Here is an 18591-nt window from a genome sequence, read left to right on the forward strand (position 1 = left end):
ACCGCCGCTCACCGTCAGAGGAGCCGGATGATCCACCCGCATGTCGACTTATGATCTTTTCGTCTGATATTTGCCCTATTGCCGGAAGAGCCGCCATGACCCACCCCCTCAGTCGACGGTCCGCCCTGCTCGGCGCCGCGACGGTGGCCGGTCTCGCCCTGTGGGACAGACCGGCCGAGGCGGCGACCGGCACCGCCGCGTTCGACGACGCGCGCAAGCGGTGGGTGAACCTGATGGCCGGCGGGTCGGACACCTCCGCTCATACCGACACGACGTATATCGACAGGACGCGAGCACTCGAAGGCTCGGCCAACGCGGTGCTGCGCAAGCTGAACCCCGCCCCCGGCCGCCCCAGCCTGTGGCCCGACCTGCCGCTCTCGAACCCCCGGACCGGCAATTTCAACCGCTCCTACAACCGCATGCGCACCCTCGCGCTCGCCTGGGCCACACCCGGCACCGCGATGCACCACGACGGCCAGGTCGCCCGGACCGCCGTTCAAGCGCTGGACTTCCTGTACGAGCACGCGTACCACGAAGGGCTCGACCGGCGGGGCAGCAACTGGTACTGGTGGGAGATCGGCGTCCCTCGCTCGCTCACCGACACCTGCGCACTGCTGTACGACGGCCTGCCCTCGGGCCGCCTCGATCGCTGGCTACGCCCCCTGCACCGCTGGTGCCCCGACCCGGAACGCCGCGTCAGCCACCCCGGCGTCGTCGAGACCGGCGCCAACCGCGCGGGCAAGGCGATGGCGGTGGCGATGCGCGGAGTCCTCACCCACGACGCCCGCCTCGTCAGACGGGCGGGAAAGGCGGTCTCCGACCTGCTGCGGCCGACCAGGGGACCGGGCGACGGCTTCTACCGCGACGGATCGTTCATCCAGCACGACGTGTACCCCTACACCGGCAGCTACGGCGTGGACTACCTGGAGAGCGTCGCCAAGCTGATCGCCATGCTCTCCAGGTCGCCGTGGGAGATCACCGGAATCGGCAACATCTACGACCTCGTGGACCGCACGTTCGTACCGTTCGTCTTCGACGGGCTGATGATGGACTGCGTACGCGGCCGGCAGATCTCGGTGCAGGGCCACCGCGACCACCACTCGGGACACAAGGCGGTCGAGGCCGTCCTCACCCTGCTGGAGACGGCACCCGAACGCCACGCCCGGCGCTGGCGACCGCTCGTCAAAGGCTGGCTCACCCGCAACCAGGCCATCCCCTACGGCACGTACGCCCCCCCGGCGAGCATCGCGAGAGCCACGGCCCTGCTCACCGACCCCGCGGTGCCGGTCGGTGAGCGCACGACGGGCACGTACGTCTTCGCCGACATGGACCGGGTCGTACACCGCCGCCCCACCTGGGCGTACGCGATCTCGATGAGCTCGCAGCGCATCGGCGCCGCCGAGGCCATCAACCGGGAGAACCTGCACGGCTGGTACACCGGCGACGGCATGACCTACCTCTACACCGGCGACCTCACCCACTGGAACGACGACCTGTGGCCCACGATCGACCCGTACCGCCTGCCGGGAACGACGGTCGACACCCGCAGACGCGCCGACCTCCCGCACGACCACCGCCGCCTGCCCCCCACCCCGTGGGCGGGCGGCGTGGCGCTGGACGGCGAGTACGGCGTGGCCGCCATGAAACTGATCGCCGGCGGCTCCTCGCTACGGGCCAAGAAGGCGTGGTTCATGCTCGACGACGCGGTGATCGCCCTCGGCACCGGCATCACCGCCTCCGACGACCGCCGCATCGAGACCATCGTGGAAAACCGCAACACCCACGACCGGCACCCGTCGCTGACCCGGGGCGACGGCTGGATCCACCTGCCAGGCGTGGCCGGCTACGCGCTCCTCGACGGCGCCAAGGCGAAGGTGATCCGCGCCGAGCGCACCGGTCGCTGGCGCGACATCGACAAGGGCGCCACCACCGGAGGCGACACCACCCCCGTCACCAGGCACTACACGACGATCGTCATCGACCACGGCGTCAACCCCCGCAAGGCGCGCTACGCCTACGCCGTGCTGCCTGACGCCTCCGTCACGCAGATGGAGGCATATGCGGGGCGGGTCGAGATCCTCGCCAATTCTGGAGCGGTGCAGGCCATCTCACGGGATGGGGTGATCGCGGCCGTCTTCTGGCGCGGGGGGACGGTCGAGACCCAGGACGGGCCGCTCAGCGTGGACGGCCCCTGCGCGTTGTTGGTCCGGCGGGTCGGGGAGCGGGTGCGGCTCGCGGTGTCCGATCCGTCCAGGAGCGTTGATGAGGTGAAGGTGACGTTGCCCTGGCGGGTGAAGTCGGTGAGGGAGAGCGATCGTAGTGTGCGGAAGGCCAGGGGGGCGCTCAGGGTGGAGGTGGGGGGGAGTCGCGGGCATGCTCATACTGCGGAGGTGTGGGTCTGACTTCGAGGTGCTCGGAATCGATGGGGACGAGATCGATTAGCGAATCGCGTACAGGGGCGTGACGAAGAGCAGCGTGATGAGCTCGGTGGAAATCACCGCAGGTGTGTCTCGCAGCAGCTGACATACGGCTGCTTATGGTGGCACACCGCTGTATGGAGTTGGAAAACGCGAAGAAGAACGCGCCTAGGCAGAGGGATGATCGATGGTCAAGAGGGCGCCCCGGCATGATTTGAACATGCAATACCCGCTTTAGGAGAGCGCGGGCGAAGCCGCATACTTACCCAGCTCGAACTGCAGAGATGCCTTAGGTAACCTTTGTAGTTCTCATGATCATCCTGTGCGTGTCCCACACTCGTCGGGCCAGCTACCACATCATCCGGCTGCAAGGCCCGACGAAGGAGGATCGCAGCAGCTCCCCTGTTCTTGAATCGCCCCGGCTTCTCAGAGAATCTGTGCTCCTCGACTTTTGTGGAGTTGCATGCCATAATCTCAGGAGAGAATCAGCATGTTAAGAAGTTATCCCCCTGATTTGCGTCGTGAGGTTCTGGATAGGGCTTCAGTGGCTGCATGAGCTCTATGGACGGCTTCGTCGAAGGCGGAATCCGTTAAGCGTCGCGCTTCAACTCCATTATCTCCCTCTGGCATTTTTTCTTGGAGCCCTAGCAATTTTCGGACGGTCTTGATCCCTTTCATCTCAATTTGACGGATCCGCTCTCGTGAGACGCCGTATATATCGCCAATGGTTTCCAGTGTCCATATGTCGGTTTCGCTCTCGATCTCGCTGACGGCACCGATTCGACGCCGGAGGATGTCGGCTGTCTTGTCGGTCAGCAAGCTTAAAACCCCTTCAACACGCTCACGCCCGAACTTGGCGGCGAGTGCGGCCTCGGGGCCGGGCGTGGCGTGGTCAGGGCCTTCAATCAGGTCGGCCAACGTAACGCCATCTCCGACGGTTGCGTCTAGGGAGGTCGTGCCACGACTGAGGCGATGGCAATCATCGATTTGCCCGAGGGAGAGGCCCGTTTCGACTACCAAGTCGAGGCGGTTCGCATAGCCCTTGGTGGCGCGCAACCGCTCCTCGGCGCGGTGTACTTTTCGAATCGTATCGTGCATGTAAACAGGGATCCTAATAGTGACCCCCTCGTCTGCGATTGCTCGGGTGATCTTCTGTTTGATCCACCAGGTGGCATACGTCGAAAACTTGTATCCCTTCCCTCCGTCGAACTTCTGGACGGCCCGCATCAAGCCCATCAATCCATGTTGATATAAATCATCGAACTCAAGGCCTTGGTCTTGATGTTTGCCTGCGATCTTTCGTGCCAGTAATTGGTTATGGACGATCATAGTTGTCCATGCCTGGTGGCGTTCATCGTATGGATCAAGATCGGAGGCAAAGTCCTCGGGGAGGTTGTCCGACAGGTCACGCCCCGGGCGCATAAGTATGCTCAGTCCGACTTCCTGTTCCGCTGTGAGCAGTCGTTTCTCGGGATTCCCCATCAACCGATCGATTGAGATGACCTCCCGTGCTGCGGCGATAGCTGCAGTGTGGTCCGAACATGGAGCTTCCTCAGGTTCCTCAGGGGGACCGCCATCTTTGCGCAACTGTGCATCGGCGGACGGCGCAACCGTTATATGATCCTCCGCGTCACGTGGCGGGGGGAAGGTGTCGCTAGGCCGCCTTGGCGGTACCTGCTCGGTTGTGGCCGGTTCCGGTAGTACGGAGATGCCTTCACGTTCAAGGGCTGCTTTCAGGACTGTGATGCCGACGCTGTCCAGACCTGCCATCAACGCTAGACGCTGAAGTTGGCGGGTTGCGATGGCGCGGCCTGCAACGAACTTTCTAACGAGGCGCATCACCGGCTCGGGAACTTGGCCGTCACCGCGTGAGCGTAGGACGGCGCTGGTAGGCGCTACGGCGAGAATCCCCTGTTCAACGAGGCTGTGCCGGAGGCTCGCTAGCTCTTCGGTGGAAAGTCCCGCTGAGGCAGCGACCTCACTCAGAGTCTCTTGCGAAATCTCTGCGCTTTGGACAAGCTGTAGAACCCGACGAACGGCTATCTGTACAGTCCGGCGGCGCTCTGGTTCGACATCATCGGTTCGGATCGCCACACGTACACCCTGTCACGAAGCTCGGGCATTGCCGTCCTGAATCCATAGAATCTTGACGCGCGGCGACGTCGATCGGATTACCGTTGATAGCGCTGAGAGGACGGTAAGTGAGGATCATCCCGAACGAGATCTCTGTCAATGTCAAGAGTACAGCTGAGCGGCGCGTATTCGCCCAGCTCAAAGCACTACCCGATCACAACGGTGTCGCCCTCCACTCGGTCAATCTTCCCGAACATGCCTATAAACGGCTCGGCGAGGTCGATTTCGTCATCATCACCCCTGACGTGTTGCTCATCGTCGAGGTCAAAGGCGGTTCGATCAGTCAACGGGATGGGATGTGGCACATCGGGAGCCGTTACCACCCGCTCGCTGTCAAGGCCGAAGGCCCGTTCGATCAAGCACGGTCTGGGATGTTCGAGCTGGAGAGGGAGCTCAAGCAGGCCATAGGAGACTCCCGTATGGCCAAGGTGGCGACAGGCTTCCTGGTGATCACTACCGATGTCGACCTCCCAGCGTCCACGGAGTACGCGCCGGAGACCTATCTCGGCGCGACACGGTGGAGCGGGGGGCGAGGGCTGGCCGAGGCGTTGGAACGTGCCCGTCGTTTCTGGCAGAAGCGCAACATCCGCGCTGACAAGAAGATCCCGGCTACTCTACGAGACGAGATCGTCAAGGCCATCCGCCCTCAATTCGAACGTGTTCCAACCTTGGCCACTCGGGTGAACGAGCTCGACGCCCGCTTTGAGCTCCTCACAGCCGAGGAGATGGCGTTCTTCGATCGTTTCTCGGATAACCCCCGTATTCGTTGCGAAGGCGGTGCGGGCTCTGGCAAGACGTTTTTGGCAGCCGAAGCCGCAAGACGTCGCGCCAGCGAGGGGCGAGTGCTGCTCACTTGCGCAAGTTCTGTCTTATCTAGCTTTCTTCAAAGCCGTCTGAATCTTCCTAACATCACCGTTTTGTCTTTCGACCGACTCGCAAGTAGCGTCGCCGAGCCGTACGACCTACTGATCGTGGACGAGGCGCAGGATCTCATGGCCTTCGAATGCCTTGATGTCCTTGATCGGAGGCTGAAGGGCGGGCTGGAAGGCGGTCGTTGGGTCTTCATGATGGACCCCAACAACCAGCGTCTGGAGTCCTCCAGTTTCGATCCCGACGCCTATGAGCATCTGGCGTCGATCCCGCAGACGGTACTCAAGCTGCCGCACAACTGCCGCAACACCGAGCAGATTGTGCGGCAGACTCAGATGCACACGGCGGCCGATCTAGGGGTAGCGATGGCTGGCAACGGGATTCCGGTCGCCTTCTGCCCGGTTGATGATAAGGCCGATGAGGCTGCCAAACTGGATGGCTATCTGAACGGACTTCAAGCGGAAGGTGTCCACCCCAGAGACGTCACCCTCGTGTCGATCGATGGCGGCTGGGACGCCACTTCGGCGCGACTCAGCGCACGATTTAGTCGCATGGTCCGGCTGGCTCATGTGACGGGGGTGGATCCGCAGCCTGACCGTACCTCCTGGGCGTCGGTCGATGAGGTCAAAGGGCTTGAGAACCGTTTTGTCTGCATCGTCGATCTCGACGAACAGTCTCTGCAGGGCCGCCTCGATGCCCTCTATGTTGCCATGACCCGTCCACGCGCAGGTTTGTGGATCGCTTGTCAGCCAGGGACGCTGACGGCACTCAAGAAGATTGGCGCGGCGAACTTCAAAAAGCGAGTAGAGGACAAGGCATGATGCCTAAAGGTGATCTGACCGAAGCTCGTGACGACTTCGTCCACTATCTTCGCCGGCAACTTGTAGGCCCCGCTGGTGGAGACCACGAGGTACTTAATGATCCGCCCGACCGCCGCTACCTCATGGGCACACTCTATCCCAGGGGTGGAGCTCTCATGGAGGTGGCGATCGACAATGGGGAGGAGGAAGTCAACGAGTCCAGTTCTGGCGGCTCGGAGGAAGACCGCTTCGCCGACGACCCTGTGGCCGAGGCCAACGCATGGCTACCTTCCTCATTGGGGATTTCCTTCTTCACCAACGCGCATAGACTTCGGATCATATGTTCAGCCGCCCGCTATGAGACGCAGCGGCAGGGAGGGCGCCGTTCCTGGGCACGCATTCCGCTGGGTCCACAGGTCATCGAGGTCGACGGCCACACAGGTCCGGTGCATGTCCTCGACGAACACGCGCGCATTCATCTTCGGCGTCGTCGTTTCGGGACCGAATGGCTCGTAACCTGTGCTCTAGTCAACGCCCACAGCGAATCGGACACGGGTAAGGACTGGGACCTGATGCTGCTCCAATCCTCCGTCTCGATCGAAACGTTGGACGGAGAGATCCTGGAGTACCCCAGCACACGACTTACCAGCCGTGATGAAGAAGAGCAAGAACTTCGCGTCCAGTATCGCCATGCCAAGACGTATGCCATTGGTCACGGATGCGCGGTCGTAGAAGGTTGGACCGACGAGCGCGTGACCAAGGTTTTCTCCGAAGTCATGCCCCAGCAGATCGTTGACCATGTCCGCGCGGCCGGCCCCGTCGACAGCCCCGTGCTAAGCCTCGCGCATCTGGCCGACCCCGATTTGAGCTCCGAGACACTCCGCAGTGAACTGACCGAGTTCATCGCTGGCTATCGTGCCTGGTTCGATGAACAGCACCTTCAACGACACGAGCTGCCCGAGTGGGCGCAAGAACCCGGACAAAGGATCACTAAACGCATCCAGGGTGTCGTCGAAAGAATGAGCTCCGGAGTGAAGGCGCTGACCGCTGATCAACATGCGATGACGGCTTTCCGCCTCGCCAACCGGGCGATGGCCTTACAGATGCGCCACTACGGAGAAGACCTCGCGGGCTCTCGCCATCGCCGAGACGAAGCGGTACCGCATTGGGCTGAGCCGGACCTCGCCTCCGCATGGCGTCCTTTCCAACTCGCCTATTTTCTCCTACTGGTCGACGGGCTCCTCACCGAGGAGCATCCCGACCGCGAAAAGGTCGACCTGCTCTGGTTCCCTACCGGAGGAGGCAAGACTGAGGCCTACCTCCTGGTGGCTTGTTTCGTGATCCTGCTGAGACGGATCCGGCATCCCGCGACCGGCGGGGGCACAACCGTACTCAGTCGCTACACTCTCAGCCTGCTAACCGCACAGCAGTTTCAGAGAGCCGCGACAACTGTCTGCGCACTGGAATATCTCCGCCGTGGCCTCGACAGACCGGTCCCCGACCTCGGCGATGAACCGATCGCCATCGGTCTATGGGTCGGCATGGAGACCACCCCGAATTCCTACGTCGCCGCCGCCGAGGCGTGTCGGGAACTACTCGCTGCAGGCGAACCCGACGATCGTTTTCTATTGGAGCGTTGTCCCTGGTGCGGAACCGAGATCGTTCCACGCTTCCACTCTGAGTCCGCCGCTTATGGGATTCGAGCCAACACCACCTCCTTCAAGTTCTTCTGTCCTCGGCACGAGTGTGCTTTCAATGATGAGTTACCGGTCGCCGTAGTCGACGCCCATCTCTATGAACGTCCCCCGACGATCGTCTTAGGCACAGTGGACAAGTTCGCCCGGCTCGCATGGGAACCGAAAGCAGGCCGTCTGTTCGGCGGCGGAGGCAGACTAAGGCCATCCCTGGTCATCCAAGATGAGCTTCATCTGCTGTCCGGCCCTCTTGGCACCACTGTAGGCCTCTACGAGGCCGCCATATTGGAACTGTGTTCCTGGGATGGACATCGCCCGAAGATCATTGCATCTACGGCCACCATCCGGCGGTCGAGCGACCAGATCCGCGGCTTGTACGGGCGGGAAACCCAGCTGTTCCCGCCCCCCGGTCTGGACGCTCGCGAGTCGTACTTCACCGAACCCGACCCCACCCGGCCGGGCAGGCTTTACGTCGGGGTCATGGCGCAAGGCCATACCTCGTCCACCGCCACAGTGCATACCGGAGCTGCAATGCTTCAGGCGCCGATGGACATCGCCGTCAAGGGGGAGGCGCGGGAGGCCTACTGGACCCTTGTCGCTTACCACAACAGCTTGCGCGAGCTCGGCCGTACGGTCACCATCGCCCACGACGATATTCCAGCCCGACTTAAACACCTGGCGGCCGATCCGGCCACCCAACGGGAGTTGCCCGAAGGATCGGTAGAGGAACTCACCAGCAACATTGCCCGCGCCGCCCAACCAAGGCTTCTGGATCGGTTAGGACGGGCCGCAACCGCACCTGACAGCGTTTCTTTCCTAGCCACGACCAACATGTTGTCCGTCGGCGTGGACGTGGGGCGCTTGGCGCTCATGCTCATGAATGGCCAGCCGAAGACGACCGCAGAGTACATCCAGGCCACCAGTCGCGTCGGTCGTGCAGCCGTACCCGGTCTAATCGTGACACTGTTCCGGTCGACCAAACCTCGCGACAGGTCCCACTACGAGACCTTCGGCGTCTATCACCGGTCGCTTTATCGACATGTCGAACCGACCAGCGTCACACCCTGGTCGTTGCAGTCTCGCTGGCGTGCCTTACACGCGGTCCTGGTGATCCTGATACGACATGGTCTCGGCCTGGCCGGCGAGGATAAAGCAGGACGGATCGTCGATCACGATGAGGAGATTGAGGCGATCGTTCAGCGTATTGTCGACTTCGCTGCCGCAGCCGATCCTAGGGAAGCGGAAGTAGTAAGGGCCGAGCTCATCGAATTGCTCGAATACTGGCGGCAGATGGCCCAGATGACAGAGGCTCAGGGGCAACGCCTTTATTACCGATCCCAAGGGCGTGGACAGGAAAACCTCCTGAAGCCGTATGGCCACAAACAAGGGGAGTGGGATACCCTCCAATCGATGCGAAGCATCGACCGCGAATGCCTGCTCAAAGTCAGGGGGGCGCGCTAGTGGTAATCAAGCGTAAGGTGCGCCAGGCGCAGACGATTACACCCTTCGGTGTGGGCGGCATCTTCGACCTGGGCGGTGAGTCATTCGTGGCCGCCGACATCACCACCTGGGGTAAACACGGAGTCGAGATCAACTCGCGCCGGTTGGCGGTCAAGCTGGGCGTGCAGCAGTTCCGAGCCGCGCCCGTTGCCCCTGACGGCAAGGCGCAGTATGTAGCGAATGCCGCAGGTCCGGTCTATGAACGTTTCCCTAAATGGCTATTCTGCCCCAATTGCCGGTTTATGATTCTGTGGCGCAATCAGGACGAGGAAACAGGAAGAGTGCCCACCTGCGGTAGGTGCGCGGGAAATCCTAAACTGGTGCCGATGCGTTTCATTCAGATCTGCAAGAACGGTCACATGGGCGATGTGGACTGGCGTCTTTGGGCGCACTCCGCCGCAGACACGCCCGAACAACGCCAATGTCAAATGCGGGCGCTGAAGTTCACCATCGGTACCCGCTCCAGCGGGCTGGACTCCCTGAAAGTCCGATGTATGACGTGCCATGCCAATCGATCGCTATTGGCGGTCACCCAAAAGGACATTCTGAAGCGTCTCGGCCTCGAATGTACCGGAAGGCAACCATGGCAGCGGGACGAGGACGCTCACGCATGCGGCGAGACGCCGAGGGTCGTTCAGCGTGGGGCAAGCAACGTATACTTCACTTTGGTGCACTCTGCGATCGACATCCCCAATGTCGTCGGTGTCGACTCCAGTGATGATCAGGCCGATCAGCGAGTTTACGACCACAAGATCTGGCCCGATCTGGTCAGCTCTCCAACGAGTCCAATTGCCGAGATGCAGCGCGCGTACATCGCGCTCGAATGTGACGTCACCGAAGACTTCGTCGACCAACTAGTACGCAGATATGAGCAGGAGACATCAGGTCACGTCATCTTCGTATCTGAGGACAATGATCTCAGCGAGGACGAGTGGTCAGCGTTCATCCAGGCGACCCCACAGACCACTGCCCCCGATCTCAATAACGCCTTGGTGATCAGGGAGGTAGGCCTTGGTTTACAACCCGACGATGCCGAATTCCTGCACCGCCTACAGGAGCGAATTTCCCAGACCGCTGTAGTCGACAAACTTCGGGAAGTGCGTGCTCTCGAAGGGTATTGGCGGTATGAGATTCAAGGACGAGACAATTTCGTTTCGGTGCATCCAACGGGACGGCCATCCTGGCTCCCGGCGGTTGAGTCCTACGGTGAGGGGGTCTTCATCCGCTTGGACGAACAACGCTTACGGACCTGGGAGAAGGAGCCCGTCATACAGCGACGTATCGCAGATCTTGAACAGGACCTAAACTCCGCGCTCCAGCACGATCGCATTCGTGAGTACACTGGCTCCATCCTGCGTCCCCGATACGTGTTGCTGCATACCTTCGCGCACCTGCTCATCCGTCAGCTCGCCTTTGACTGTGGATACAGTGCCGCAGCTCTACGAGAACGCGTCTACGCGCGCGGATACCCCGAAAGCGATGAGCGGCGTCCGCAGGCAGGTGTGCTCGTCTACACCGCAGCCGGTGACGCGGAAGGAACTCTCGGTGGACTGGTTCGTCAGGGCGAGCCGCCCAATCTAACGGAAGCCGTAGTCAGGCTGTTGGAGTCCGCTACGTGGTGCTCCAATGACCCGCTGTGCGGAGAGCACACCGGTCAAGGGTTCGCTAATCTCAATCGCGCTGCGTGCCACGCGTGCGTTCTTCTACCAGAGACGAGCTGCGAGACCGGCAACACGTTGCTCGATCGGGCATTGGTTGTCGATATCGGCGATGTGCCCGGCTTCTTCCAACCCGTTGTTGAGGCAGCGATAGAACTTTCTGCCTCGGCCGTAGGGGAGTCGTGAAACCCCTCTTCTACCTCGATCTCTCAGTCCCACAGCAGGAGCTTTTGATCGAGCTCCCCTTCGAAGGCCGGCATCTGGTGACCGGTCCACCTGGATCCGGAAAGACTCTGTTGGCCGTCCACCGTGCGGTGATGCTCGACATCGCCGGCCGTGAGGTTGTTCTGATCACCTACTCCAACCTGCTCCGGCAGTACACCACCCTCATCGGCGATCGTATGGGTCTGAAGGGTAAGGTGATTACATTCCACAAGTGGTTTCATGAGTTCTGGCAGCGCCGCTTCGGCGAGACGCCGCCACCTGGTGAGCGACAAGGTTCATTCGACTGGACTGAGATCATCGGCTCACTAGCCAGATCTCCCGCCAGCCTGGACAAAGAGTTCGAAAGCCTCGTTGTGGACGAGGGGCAGGATCTCCCGAAGGAGTTCTACCTCCTATGCAGGCAACTCGCTGCGGACGTAACCGTCTTCGCTGACGACAACCAGCGCATCGGGGATGACCAGAGCACGCTCCCAGAGATACAGAACGCATTGGGTTCTTCCACGAGGCGCTGGAGGGTCCCTATCAACTACCGGAACACCCGACAGATCGCGGACCTCGCATCCTGCTTCCACTGCGGTTCGGCGGAAGACCTTCCACCGGCATCCATTCGGCTGGGGCCTGCACCAACCTTGACAAGGGATCGATCAGACAAAGCCTTCGCTGACCGTCTCGTTGAATACGCCCGATCTCACCCGGATCTGGAGATCGGTGTAGCCCTCAAATTCATCCACGACCAAACCTTGCTGGTGGATCATCTCCAACGCAACGACGTCCGCACAGTCCAACGCTACGTTGGGAACAGCCGAGACTTCCGTACAGTCGACTTCGCCAAGACCGGAATCCGGGTTTTCAGCATCTTCAGCGTGAAGGGATTGGAGTTCGACACGGTCTTTGTCCCCCAGCTTGAAATTTACGACGACGACCCCACAGGTGCCGCCGCCCGGATGCGTTTCTACGTCCTCTCTACCAGAGCTCGTCGAGAACTTCACTTTTCTTATGAGGGGGAACGTGAGCCAGCCATCGTATCAGGCCTCCCAGACAGAATTCTTCGAAGGATCAGTTGACCGCGAGCCGGTTGGCCCTGGATCCAAGGACGACATCGATGTTGACCGATGTTCGGATCCGGGTTTCGGAGCGATTTCCATCTCAAGCTGGTCCGGCAGTTACAGGACCTGATCCGCTGCCCGCGCACCTTGGTGCGTGAACGCACTTGCGAAAAACAGCGCGTGGGGAAGTGGCTGGAAGAACCCCAGAGCAGCGAAGCGAGTTGAGTCGCTCCGGCCTCGGCGGAGGCTCCACCGAGGCCGGAGCGACTCAGAAGCTCACCGCTGGTGGTGTGGCGGTCCGCGTCCGCCGAGCTGGGCAGGTGTCCGGCGCGCAGCCGTGACCGATGCGCGCGGCGTCTTCGTCGAGGCGGAGGAGGACGGCGAGTACACAGCCGTCGACAACCTCGAGTTCAAGCGCGTGGCGGCGGAGGCTGGAGAGCTGGGCACTGCTGGTGCCGCGGCGGACGACAAGAGGCGAGTGGTTGCCGGGGACCATGAACGTGCGGCTCGAGGGAGCCTGGTGGAGTCCGAGTCGCCAGGTCAGCCAGGTGTGTACGTTGACGCCGCTGCCGCGCAGGATGTCCCGGGTGACAGAGATCCGCACGCCTAGGACATCGCCTTCGATGGCCATCGAATCGGGCTGGGCCGGTTCTTCCTCCAGTATGGGGCGGGCACCGCGGGAGACGAGGTCAACGAGGCCATCGGGGGTCTCACCGAGCTGGTCACTGAACAGGCACTGCTTCAGGCGCCACGGAGTAACCGGGTGCAGCTCTGTCACACTGGCGAAGAGCCGCGTCCGAGATAGAGGGCCCGACTTGGTGACCACCGCGACCATCGCCTCCACCGCAGTGGCGTACGTGGACGCGCGTAGGTGTGTCCACTCGGTCAGTGCCCAGGTGCCCTCGGGGCGGATCTGCCGGAACCGGTCGTCACGGCGCAGTGCCTCTCGCACGGCCGCGACAGTCGTCGCGGCCATGGGGGTGAGCAACTCGTCGGCCCTGCACGGGCGCCCAGTGTTCAGCAGCCACAGGTACGCGGCATCGCGTCTCCGCGCCTTGCGGCGGACCCAATGCCCGTCGAGGCTCAAGGCGAGCCGCGACTTGGAGTGGTTCAGGAGCCCGGCCAGAGGGAGACCTGCGGGCATTCCGGCCTCGGAGGCCAACCGGCCGAGGTCGTTGCCGCAGAATGGAGCGATGTCGACAAGACGCCGCAGGACGCCGCCCAGCGCGCCGGGGTCAACACTCCACCAGCCGCGCAGGGGCCCCGCCCACGTTTGCGGCGCGTCCAGCCCCGCCGCAGTCAGCAGCTCCTCCAGCACCACGTGGTCAACGACCCCGAGCGCGGCGGCGAAGGCTTCTCGCGGGGCGGCCGGGCCCGCGCCCGCAGCGCGGATAGTCTCTCGCCAGCCATCCTGGATGATGTCCGCCATCTCCACGAGCCGCTTCCGCGCCTGATTCTGGATCTGACGCGCGCGTTCGCGGCTCAGCCTAAGCGCCGCTCCGACCTCGTCCAGGGTCCGCCCCTCGGCCCTGTCGGCGATGACGGCCCGCTCGCGCGCGTCGAGGACTCCGGTTTCCCACGTCCTGATCAGCCACTCGTCCATCGATCGCTCGCCCCCATCGGTTCTCCTTACATCTCGTTGAAATAGACGATTCGCACGCCGAGGAACTTGGCCATGTGCCGATGCTCCTCCTTCTGCTCGGGCGACACGGGAGCGCGGAATGGATCGACGACGCAGATCATCCAGGGCCAGGTCTCCCCAGTGGACCGGTCGAGGATTGCCGGCCACACGAGGTGCTTGAGGTTCGCCACCGTGCCGGCCACGAAGTGCTGCTCCTCGTCCTCGGTCCCTACCTTGCGAATTCTCGCGCGCATCGGCTTCTGCTGGGTGGTCCCCGGGATGACCTCCCAGCCGGGGCCGAGCGTCGCCGCGACCATCTGCTCGAGCGTCGCGGCCAGCCGCTTCACGTACTTGGCGTACTTGCCCTGCCCTCGCCGCGCCCGCTCGTACTCCTTCATGGGGCAGTCCTTCAGCCAGGGGCGAATGTTCGCCCGCTGCCCCACGAAGTCGAGGATGCGGCCGCCGATCTCCGGGTCCTCCGTCCACTCCTGGTACAGGCGGGTGCGGTCCGCGTCCTGGAGGTGCGGCCACTGGGCCTCGTCGGCCTGGGCGTAAATTCGCGTGACCACCGCCTTCTCGACGGCGGGTGGGATCTTATAGTCGGTCACAGGATTCCTTTCGGCAGGGGGAACTGGAGGCGGACCTCGTCTGCCGCGGTCTCGAGATCGGCGGCGTCCTGGATCCACATGTCCACCAGCGAGCCAACCGTCTCGTCCTGGAACTCGATCCGGGAGCCGTGCGGAAGTTCCAAGTGCTCGGTCTCCTCGGCTTCCAGAGTCCGGCGCAGGTTCAGTACCGCTGCGGCGCGGCGGATATCGGTCACGAAGTCGAGGACCTTCAGAGCCTTCTTGCCGGGGCTCAGCCGCAGCCCGCGGCCGAGTTGCTGCACGAAGATCCTCCGGCTGTGGGTGACGCGCAGGAATGCGATCAGGTTCACGTCGGGTACGTCGACACCCTCGTTGAACACGTCCACACAGGTGATCACCGGTACGCGACCGAGGCGAAACTCGTTGAGCAGGACATCACGGTGACGCTTAGGCAGACCACTGTGCAAGTGGGAGGCGTTGATCCACGCCGGGTCCGAGACGGCGAGAAGACCCGCCATGTGCTCGGCGTGCTCGATTGTCTGGCAGAACACAATGGCGCGGGGCTCGGAGGTCTCCCGCCACGTCGCCCGCAGATGCTCGACGATCTCCTCGTCCCGTTGAGGGAGGAATAAACGCCGATTGAGGTCCTTGATCGAGTAGCCCTGACGGCTGATGTCCTGGACGGCGTCCCAGTCGACACCGTCCGCGTACAGTTTGTAGTCGACGGCCGACAGATAGCCCGCCGCCATGCCTTCGGCGATGCCCATCTTGAAGCTGGTAGAGCCGAAACGGGCGATGACGTCAAACTTGTCGCCACGCCAAGGAGTCGCGGTGACTCCGAATCGTCCCGCACTCCCACACAGATCGAGGAGTTCCGCAAACCTGCCGGTCTCGGCTACGTGATGGGTCTCGTCGATCATGACGAGGTCGGGTTCATAACCCGCGCGTACGGCGGACAGCGCCGACTCGACCGTCGCGACGACAACGCCGTCGAGGGCCCGGGGCTTGCGTTCGCCAGTCAAGAGGCGGGTGGGCACGCTCTTCTGAAGGTGCCGCCACAGCGCCTTCTCCAGCTGTCCGACCAGGTCGCGCATGTGAGCGACGACCAGGACACGCGCGTCGGGCCGTGACGCCAACAGATTGCCGATGACCTCGCCGCCGACGACTGTCTTTCCCAGCCCCGTCGCCAGGACCAGCAAAGCCGTCCCCTTAGTGTCGAGGTCTCGCTCGATCGCGGCCACGGCCTGTTTCTGGTATGGCCGCAGGGAGTAGGGGGTGGGCACACGATCGGGCATTCTCTGACCGATCGCGTACAGAGTGGCCCCGTGCCAAAGGGCGATGTCGATGCCGATCCCCGCCAGCGCCTGGCGCCGCGCCTCGGCCGATGCGGTGATGGCCGTGTTGGTCACCAACACGGCCTTGTCGGCCCGGTAGTGGGTGCGCGCACGTTCGAGGTCGTCGACGCCCGCGTGGTCGGCCGTGCCATGCGCCTTCCACTTGCTTTGGAACACCCACTGCTCGCGGGCGCGGACCGCGAGTAGGTCGGCGCCGTGGTCGTGAGCGCCGTCGATGATGCGAACGTCTTGGAAACCCAGATGCCAGAGGAGCCTTTCGATCGCCTTGACCAGTCCCTCCGGACCGCCGTCGCGCAGTTCTGTGGCCGTTAGGAATACGGCGCTCACCTTTCGCCAGCCAGCTCGTCACGCAGCAAGGCGATACTCAGGCGGGCCCGCCGCAGTTGCTGGGCGGTCGCTCCACCCGCGAACGTGCCGAGTGTCGCCACGTCCGCGAGGCAGCCCGTGACCCGGGCCAAACTCAGCGCCTTACCGGACGGCGACGACACCCCGGCGTACGGGCCACGGAAGACGACACCATCCATGAACGACTCCGGCATCGCCTGAACGAGTCGGACTAGGGCCAGTGCGGGCATGTGGTGGACGAAACCGGAGTCCTTGCCGAGACGGCTGACGAGGCCGACGCATCCGGCGGCGATCATCTCCTCCTCGGTTGCGACCTTCTCCTCATGGGTGAGGTGACCATAGGCGGTGGTGTGGCCGCCGCTCTGGTTGAGCGTTTCGGTCACGCGCTCGCGGATCTCGGTGAGAAGGTCGCGGGCCTCCGCGCCGACGGTGGTGCCGTCGAGGGCGCTGTCCTGCAGGGACTCGGCGCGGATCGCGGCGACGAGCTGGGACGGGCTCCAGTCGGAGCGCGCCCGAATTTTTAGGATGGCGGCCAGTTCGACTAGGAGCAGGTCGGCGTAGTCCGCGCCGAACCGCCGGAACGCGGCGTGCTCGGGGTCGACGAGGGTCGTGAGTTCGTTGCCGGACCTCTGGTCGAGGAGGACGGGAGCGTGTAGCCCGTTGTCGTCCATGAGCCGCTCGCCAGGCTTCAGTAGCAGGGTCCGCACCTTTAAGTAACCGAGTTCGGGGTGGCCGAACGACCGACTCAGGTATGTGTAGGGTGTTGCCGCGTTCTCGTAGCGGGCCAAACGTTCGCTGCGGGTCTCCTTCGCAGGGGCCGTCCGGGTGGGCGTGGTGGAGGCAGTGGACGGGGTCTCCGGCCGGGTCATGCCGGAGGTAGGCATGTCGATCGGGAAGCCGAGCGCTTCCCCGACGGCTTTCTCGTCAGGCTGGAGCGGCACGCTGTCTGCCGTCTTGGCCTCCTTGCCTCGATTTTTGATTTCCTCGTGTCGCAGGACTTGCTGCCACCAGTGCTCGTCGGTCTGGAACGCCGGGTCGTCTGCCTGGAACTTCCGGCCCCAGTCGCGGGTGGCCGAGTGGAGTGGCTTGTGGCCATCGCCGGGGACGAGGTAGCGCAGGCCAGCGTCGTTGCGGCGAAAGCCCTTGAACAAGAGGGCCAGCGGGCTCTCATTCTCCGGGTAGCCGAGTTTGCGGGCGCGCTGGGGTTGGAGCGGCGCCAGGCCGCGCAGCAGCTCGACGGCGGTGAGCCAGCTACGGTCTCCGTACGCGAAGGCGTCCTTTTGGTAGGTGACGGGGACGTGGTCGAGATGGATCTCCCCGATAAGGCGGCCGCCCTGGTGGGCGAGTTCAACCGGGTACTCGGGTTCCTCGTTTCCCGCGATCCCGTCGGGGTTATTCCAGGTGAAAAGCTGCTTGTCCCAGCGCAGGATCTTCCGGCCGTTACGCAGGAAGTCGATCCCGTATTCGGTTTTGTCTAGGTAGCGCTGGACGCCAAGCCAGCCGTGGATCCGGCGCTCACGCACGGTCAAGTCGCTACTGCCACAGACAGAGCAGACCTCGCCCGAACCGATCTGCCACTCCCCGCAATCCCGGCAGGCGATCCCGTTCTGGAGTTTCTCGTCGATCGGGATGTAGGCGGAGATCCGCTCTTTGCCGTTGTAAAGCACATAACGGTCGTCGCCCCAGCGGCAGTGGCGGACCGGCTTGACCCGGGTCCCGCCGACGTAGAGGTCGAAAGGGTGCTCGGTGAGGATCCACGAGTACACCGAGCCGAGGGTGTTGCGGAGCGAGGCGCCGTTGCGGCGCAGCCACTCGGCACGCGTGCGATGCAGGCGGTCGATGATGATCCTCGTGCCGTGCTGGGATGGGTCGGTCTTCGTCTCGGTGATGTCCTTCGCCTCGAAGTCGTCCTTGATCTGGTCGAGGTCGATCTCGACGCCAATCCACTCCGTGTCGCCCGCGCGGGTCGTCAGGATTCGGGTGCGCCTGCCGAGGCGGGCGGTCGAGATGTTGAAACCCATGCCGAACAGGCCGAGTTTGTCGTGCATATCGTTTCCGGACCAGCCGGCCCGCACCGCGCGCGCCAGCCGGTCGTATGACATGCCCCGCCCAGTATCGCGGACCTCCAAGACTCCCTGCGGTGACGACGGCAGAGTCACGCTGACCGTGAAGCCGTCCGGCCACTCTGTGCCCGAGCGGAGGACATCAAGGAAGTCATCGAAGGGGTTGTCTACAAGTTCGGCCACACACTGCCACTCGTCGAAATCGATCTCGCCCAGCATGCTCAGCACGCGGGCGGAAGGGGTGATTTTCACTCCGGCGGAACCCTCCTGGCGGACG

Annotated in this window: 10 protein-coding genes; 5 read left to right on the forward strand and 5 right to left on the reverse strand. The window is 63.1% G+C overall.

Translation table 11 applies throughout. The annotated features are described in order from the left end of the window. Nucleotides 1-95 precede the first annotated feature (95 nt). On the forward strand, nucleotides 96-2402 hold the full coding sequence (locus AB0B90_RS23195; RefSeq protein WP_362924656.1) for a polysaccharide lyase 8 family protein: 2307 nt from the start codon (nucleotides 96-98) through the stop codon (nucleotides 2400-2402). Between the two features lie 516 nt (nucleotides 2403-2918). Here AB0B90_RS23195 and AB0B90_RS23200 read toward each other — a convergent pair. Continuing rightward, nucleotides 2919-4187, reverse strand: a complete 1269-nt coding sequence (locus AB0B90_RS23200) for a sigma-70 family RNA polymerase sigma factor (RefSeq protein ID WP_362924658.1) — start codon at nucleotides 4185-4187, stop codon at nucleotides 2919-2921. Between the two features lie 431 nt (nucleotides 4188-4618). Here AB0B90_RS23200 and AB0B90_RS23205 point away from each other — a divergent pair, with 431 nt between their 5' ends. The 4 genes from AB0B90_RS23205 to AB0B90_RS23220 all read left to right on the forward strand — a co-directional run bounded on the left by AB0B90_RS23205 (nucleotide 4619) and on the right by AB0B90_RS23220 (nucleotide 12361). Beyond that, nucleotides 4619-6241, forward strand: a complete 1623-nt coding sequence (locus tag AB0B90_RS23205; protein ID WP_362924660.1) for an NERD domain-containing protein — start codon at nucleotides 4619-4621, stop codon at nucleotides 6239-6241. 155 nt (nucleotides 6242-6396) lie between these two features. Then, on the forward strand, nucleotides 6397-9375 hold the full coding sequence (locus tag AB0B90_RS23210; RefSeq protein ID WP_362924662.1) for a helicase-related protein: 2979 nt from the start codon (nucleotides 6397-6399) through the stop codon (nucleotides 9373-9375). Continuing rightward, complete coding sequence (locus AB0B90_RS23215; RefSeq protein WP_362924664.1) at nucleotides 9375-11258, forward strand: DUF1998 domain-containing protein; 1884 nt, start codon at nucleotides 9375-9377, stop codon at nucleotides 11256-11258. Before AB0B90_RS23210 ends, AB0B90_RS23215 begins: the two co-directional genes overlap by 1 nt. After that, nucleotides 11255-12361: an AAA family ATPase gene (locus AB0B90_RS23220; protein WP_362924666.1), complete on the forward strand. Its 1107-nt coding sequence runs from the start codon at nucleotides 11255-11257 to the stop codon at nucleotides 12359-12361. The genes AB0B90_RS23215 and AB0B90_RS23220 overlap by 4 nt, the downstream gene beginning before the upstream one ends. A gap of 250 nt (nucleotides 12362-12611) precedes the next feature. Here AB0B90_RS23220 and AB0B90_RS23225 read toward each other — a convergent pair whose 3' ends face one another. The 4 genes from AB0B90_RS23225 to AB0B90_RS23240 are packed head-to-tail and all read right to left on the reverse strand — an operon-like array spanning nucleotide 12612 to nucleotide 18566. After that, nucleotides 12612-13946: a sigma factor-like helix-turn-helix DNA-binding protein gene (locus AB0B90_RS23225; RefSeq protein WP_362924668.1), complete on the reverse strand. Its 1335-nt coding sequence runs from the start codon at nucleotides 13944-13946 to the stop codon at nucleotides 12612-12614. Nucleotides 13947-13972: 26 nt separating this feature from the next. Then, complete coding sequence (locus tag AB0B90_RS23230) at nucleotides 13973-14572, reverse strand: hypothetical protein (RefSeq protein WP_362924670.1); 600 nt, start codon at nucleotides 14570-14572, stop codon at nucleotides 13973-13975. Continuing rightward, nucleotides 14569-16233, reverse strand: a complete 1665-nt coding sequence (locus tag AB0B90_RS23235) for a DEAD/DEAH box helicase family protein (RefSeq protein WP_362924672.1) — start codon at nucleotides 16231-16233, stop codon at nucleotides 14569-14571. Before AB0B90_RS23235 ends, AB0B90_RS23230 begins: the two co-directional genes overlap by 4 nt. Next, nucleotides 16230-18566, reverse strand: a complete 2337-nt coding sequence (locus AB0B90_RS23240; protein ID WP_362924674.1) for an ATP-binding protein — start codon at nucleotides 18564-18566, stop codon at nucleotides 16230-16232. Before AB0B90_RS23240 ends, AB0B90_RS23235 begins: the two co-directional genes overlap by 4 nt. Nucleotides 18567-18591: the final 25 nt, after the last annotated feature.

Origin of the sequence: Streptosporangium sp. NPDC049078 (assembly GCF_040648855.1) — a bacterium.
Taxonomy (GTDB): Bacteria; Actinomycetota; Actinomycetes; order Streptosporangiales; family Streptosporangiaceae; genus Streptosporangium.